This window comes from Polaromonas sp. P1_E1_2, assembly GCF_056406035.1.
Genome location: NZ_JBFUAZ010000433.1, coordinates 1 through 3754, shown reverse-complemented (window position 1 = coordinate 3754; position 3754 = coordinate 1). Strand labels below are relative to the sequence as shown.

Genomic DNA, 3754 nt, shown 5'->3' with positions numbered 1-3754 from the left:
CCTGTGTGGATGGCAAATGGGGCACGGGCCTGACGTCGGTCTGCTCCAGCGACTCCAGCAGGCGGGAAAGGGTTTGCGCATGCGGCGTCAGGGGACCCAGAAAGCGCGTGCCGCCCGCATCAGCAATCAGCAGCGTGGGAAAGGTCTCCACTTCCAGGTCGCCGACCAACGCGGCTTCATCTTCAATGTCCAGCCAGACAAACCGGCTTTCCGGATAGCGCAAGGCCATTTCCGAGAAGACGGCGCCGTAGTCGCGGCAAAGGCCGCACCAGTCCGCGCAGAGGCAAATCACCCAGCGCGTGGGAGCGGCCATTACCGGTGGTTCGCTGTGGGGAATCTCTGGAAGCAAAGCAGATGGCATGCAGACGCAAGAGTGCATAAAGGATGCAGGGGCCGGGTGGCCATGGATTGACTATTATGGCCAGCGCCGCAAAATAAGGAGCACCACCGGATATCCGGCGCAGGAGACAAACCCATGAATGCCATCAGCCCCGATGCGGCCGAAACCGGCGTCACGACACCCGTTGATCCCCGCAGCTTTGCGTCTTTCGCGGATTTTTACCCCTTCTACCTGGGCGAGCACCGCAACGCGACCTGCCGCCGCCTGCACTTTRCAGGCTCAAGCCTCACGCTGCTCTGCCTGGCAGCGCTGCTGATGACCCGCAATCCGTGGTGGCTGCTGGCCGGCCTGCTGTGCGGCTACGGCTTTGCATGGATCGGGCATTTCGGATTCGAGAAGAACCGGCCCGCCTCGTTCAAGCGGCCACTCTACAGCTTCATGGGAGACTGGGTCATGTACCGCGACATGTGGCTCCAGGCCTTGCGGCGCATCAAAGGCACCTGAGCCCGTTTCCCTGCGTGGCCTTGGCCCCCACAACGGGCTCTAACAGACCTTATCGGGGTTTATCAGGAGTCCAGTGACTGCAAGGGACCGGTTTTTAACGCCTTGAGGCAAGCAGCGCCGGCCTGCAACGCCGCTTCATGCGTGGKGTACGGGTGGTCGGAACCTTCAATGCGCAGGTCCGCCATGTGCTCTTCGGCTGACAGCTGCGTGACCACCCAGTAAAAAAGACCCGCTGACGGCTCCTTCACCCGCACCGCGAGCGGCCCGGGCGCATCGGGAACGGCGGCACTCATAAAGACCGCCCGAGTTCATTGCTCACGTCTTTGGCGGCAGGGCCTACTTCCGCCACGGCAACGCGCAGTTCAAGCTCACTGCAATCGAGTGCGCTGACCCAGTATTTCAGGGAGGCTTCCTCGTTGATGTTGATGGGCTCGTTTGTCAGGGCCGGGTCGGCGATCAGGTTCGATGGTGATGTCACGGTTCTCTCCAGCTTGGTTGTCAATTGAGGGGATTGCAACAGATGAAGAGAATCGTGGCGTAAGCATAAAGATGGTCTTGTAAGAATTCCTCCCGCGCGCCTGAAGGCCTAACGGGCGAAAATTTGTGCGGTGCAGCATAAAAATTCTTACAAGGCTTACGTCACCCGAACGGCTTTTGCAGGATGAGGCAATCAGGCTTGAAAACGGGCTCAAACCTGCCTCCTGGCACGCATTTGGGCTGAAGCGGAGTCTTGCCAAATCGCAAGGAGGCCACGTCAGGAGGGCAAAACGATGCGGGTATGCGCCTGAACCGCCGCGAAGGCGCGACGCAAAAAATTAAAGGCCGGACTCGCCGTCTACCCGGATGCCCAACTGCTTGACCTTGACGCGCTGCTCCACGGCCTGACTCCACATTTCGAAGTCTTTATTGGTGGGCGCCGGGCCCTGGCCGGTCTGGTAGGCCCACATTTTCGCCGTCAGCTCTTCGTAGATCTGTCGGGCTTCCTGGTGCGCCTGCCGTTCATGGGCAATGGCGCCGTCCAATTTTTCCCTGGTTGGTGTTTTTGATGGCATTGTCAGTGCGTGAAAAAATCAAAAGCCTGATTTTGTTACAACACGCAGGCAGTCACAAATATCCCCAAACAGGGACTGGTTTTTAGTCCGGATGGACTAGCTCCGAAACCTGCTGATGTGCGGGGTTGGCGGGTCGGAGTCGGCGGTTTACAGCGCGTCGCGTAGCCGTATGGCCGGCCACCGGGCCTTTTCCCACAGGCCCTGAACCGCTTCGGCCTTGTCCAGCAGCAGTTGCTGTATCAATGGCTCCAGCGGCGTGGTGTCGGGGTCGGCCAGCAGCAGGTAACGGGCTTCCACCTCACCCTCGGCTTCATTRAGCTGGCCTACCCAGTCCAGCGCAACCAGTGTTTCCAGTACCGGCTCCAGCTGCAGCCCGTCCACCTGGAGGAGCTCGGCCAGCTGCGAAGCGCTGACACCCTTGCGCGGGGTGGCCAGTGCCCGGTGCRACTGCTGGAGCACTTCAATGGCCAGCTGGAAATGCCAGCCATGTGCGCTGCCGCGGCGGGCCACTCCGGCCAGGAGACTGGGCAGGTACGCGGCAATCACAGCGCCCATCAGCACGATGACCCAGGACACATAAATCCATACAAGGAGGATGGGCAAGGTAGCGAACGCGCCATACACCAGCGAATAGGTCGGCACGGCGCCCAGATACAGGCTCAGCACGCGTTTGGCCACCTCAATGCCCGCAGCCACAAACAGGCCCCCTACCCAGGCATGCGACCACTTCACGTAGGTATTGGGCACATAGCGGTACATCGCCGCCATGCCCCCCGCCACCAGGAAAAACTGCAGGACGCTGAGCAGAAAACGCAGGCTGACGGGCAAAGCGCCCACCAGGCCGCCCGAGGCCGACAGCACATAAGAAGTGACCGCCAGGCTGGCCGCCAGCAGCAGCGGCCCCAAGGTAATGGCAGCCCAATAAATGAGCACACGCTGCGTCAGTGGCCGCGCCTTTTTGACGCGCCAGATACCGTTGAGCGTTCGGTCAATGGTCAGGATGAGCGCGATGGCCGTGACCAGAAGCACGGCCAGGCCCGCGATGCCCAGCTTATTGGCCTGGCGGCTGAATTGCGTCAGGTAACCCAGCACCTGGCGGGCGATGTTGTCGGGGATCAGGCTCTGAATCAGCCAGGCCTGCAGGGCGCCCTGCAACTTCGAGAACATCGGGAAGGCCGTAAAGATGGCCAGCGCCACCGTAAAAAACGGCACCAGCGCGATCGAGGTGGTGAAGGTCAGGCTGCTGGCGGTCAGGCCCATGTGGTCTTCCCGGAAACGGTCACGCAGCGTGAGCGCTGTGCCGCGCCACGGAAAGCGCGACAGGTCGCTCAAGAGGTCCTCGAGATATTGCTGAAATTTCATCCCCGGTATCATGCCACTGACCTTGAACCTGTTGACGGTCCAGCGGGTTCCCATGACCATGAACAAAACAACGCAAATTGACATCACCCGCCGGCTCGCGCTGGCCAGCCTGCTGGGCCTTATCGTGCTGGGCCTGGCCTGGGAAATGTGGCTGGCGCCCATACGCCCGGGCGGCTCATTACTGGCGCTCAAAGTGCTGCCGCTGTGCATTCCACTGGCCGGCATCATGAAAAACCGCATGTACACCTACCGCTGGGTCAGCCTGCTGGTGTGGCTGTATTTCACCGAAGGCGTGGTGCGGGCCTGGAGCGACCGCGCCCCCGGCAACTACCTGGCCTTCATCGAGGTGCTGCTGTGCCTCACGCTGTTTGCCGCCTGCGCGATGCATGTGCGGGTGCGGCTGAAAAACGCCCCCACTGCTTCCAGCGCCTCAAATCCATCAACCCCTTAACCTGAAGCCGAACATCGTGAGCACACACACCCAACTGATTGAGTC

The 3754-nt window shown here is 60.9% G+C and carries 7 protein-coding genes; 2 read left to right on the top strand and 5 right to left on the bottom strand.

Annotated elements, in window-relative coordinates:
- Positions 1 to 313 (bottom strand): thioredoxin family protein (locus AC1D1P_RS17375; protein WP_477673829.1); only part of this gene is annotated, 313 nt, incomplete at its 3' end.
- 162 nt (positions 314 to 475) lie between these two features.
- Between AC1D1P_RS17375 and AC1D1P_RS17370 the strand changes: the two genes are divergently transcribed.
- A complete protein-coding gene (locus AC1D1P_RS17370) occupies positions 476 to 844 on the top strand; it encodes an Mpo1-like protein (protein WP_477673828.1) in 369 nt (122 codons plus the stop codon).
- Positions 845 to 906: 62 nt separating this feature from the next.
- Here the strand turns inward: AC1D1P_RS17370 and AC1D1P_RS17365 are convergent, their stop codons facing one another.
- The 4 genes from AC1D1P_RS17365 to AC1D1P_RS17350 all read right to left on the bottom strand — a co-directional run bounded on the left by AC1D1P_RS17365 (position 907) and on the right by AC1D1P_RS17350 (position 3258).
- Positions 907 to 1137, bottom strand: a complete 231-nt coding sequence (locus AC1D1P_RS17365) for a hypothetical protein (protein ID WP_477673827.1) — start codon at positions 1135 to 1137, stop codon at positions 907 to 909.
- Positions 1134 to 1322, bottom strand: coding sequence for a DUF3606 domain-containing protein (locus AC1D1P_RS17360; protein WP_477667917.1), 189 nt, complete (start codon positions 1320 to 1322; stop codon positions 1134 to 1136). The genes AC1D1P_RS17365 and AC1D1P_RS17360 overlap by 4 nt, the downstream gene beginning before the upstream one ends.
- Before the next feature lie 337 nt (positions 1323 to 1659).
- Positions 1660 to 1866 (bottom strand): hypothetical protein, encoded by a 207-nt coding sequence (locus tag AC1D1P_RS17355; protein ID WP_477673826.1) that lies wholly within the window; start codon positions 1864 to 1866, stop codon positions 1660 to 1662.
- Between the two features lie 177 nt (positions 1867 to 2043).
- Complete coding sequence (locus AC1D1P_RS17350) at positions 2044 to 3258, bottom strand: YihY family inner membrane protein (protein ID WP_477673825.1); 1215 nt, start codon at positions 3256 to 3258, stop codon at positions 2044 to 2046.
- A gap of 58 nt (positions 3259 to 3316) precedes the next feature.
- On the opposite strand from AC1D1P_RS17350, the gene AC1D1P_RS17345 reads away from it, so the two are divergent.
- The gene (locus tag AC1D1P_RS17345) at positions 3317 to 3709 is read left to right on the top strand and encodes a DUF2069 domain-containing protein (RefSeq protein WP_477668901.1); all 393 of its coding nucleotides are present in this window, start codon (positions 3317 to 3319) and stop codon (positions 3707 to 3709) included.
- Positions 3710 to 3754 lie beyond the last annotated feature (45 nt).

Bases quoted from the DNA above. Each gene is read 5' to 3' on its own strand.
- AC1D1P_RS17345 (WP_477668901.1), top strand. From the start codon at position 3,317: ATGAACAAAACAACGCAAATTGACATCACCCGCCGGCTCGCGCTGGCC.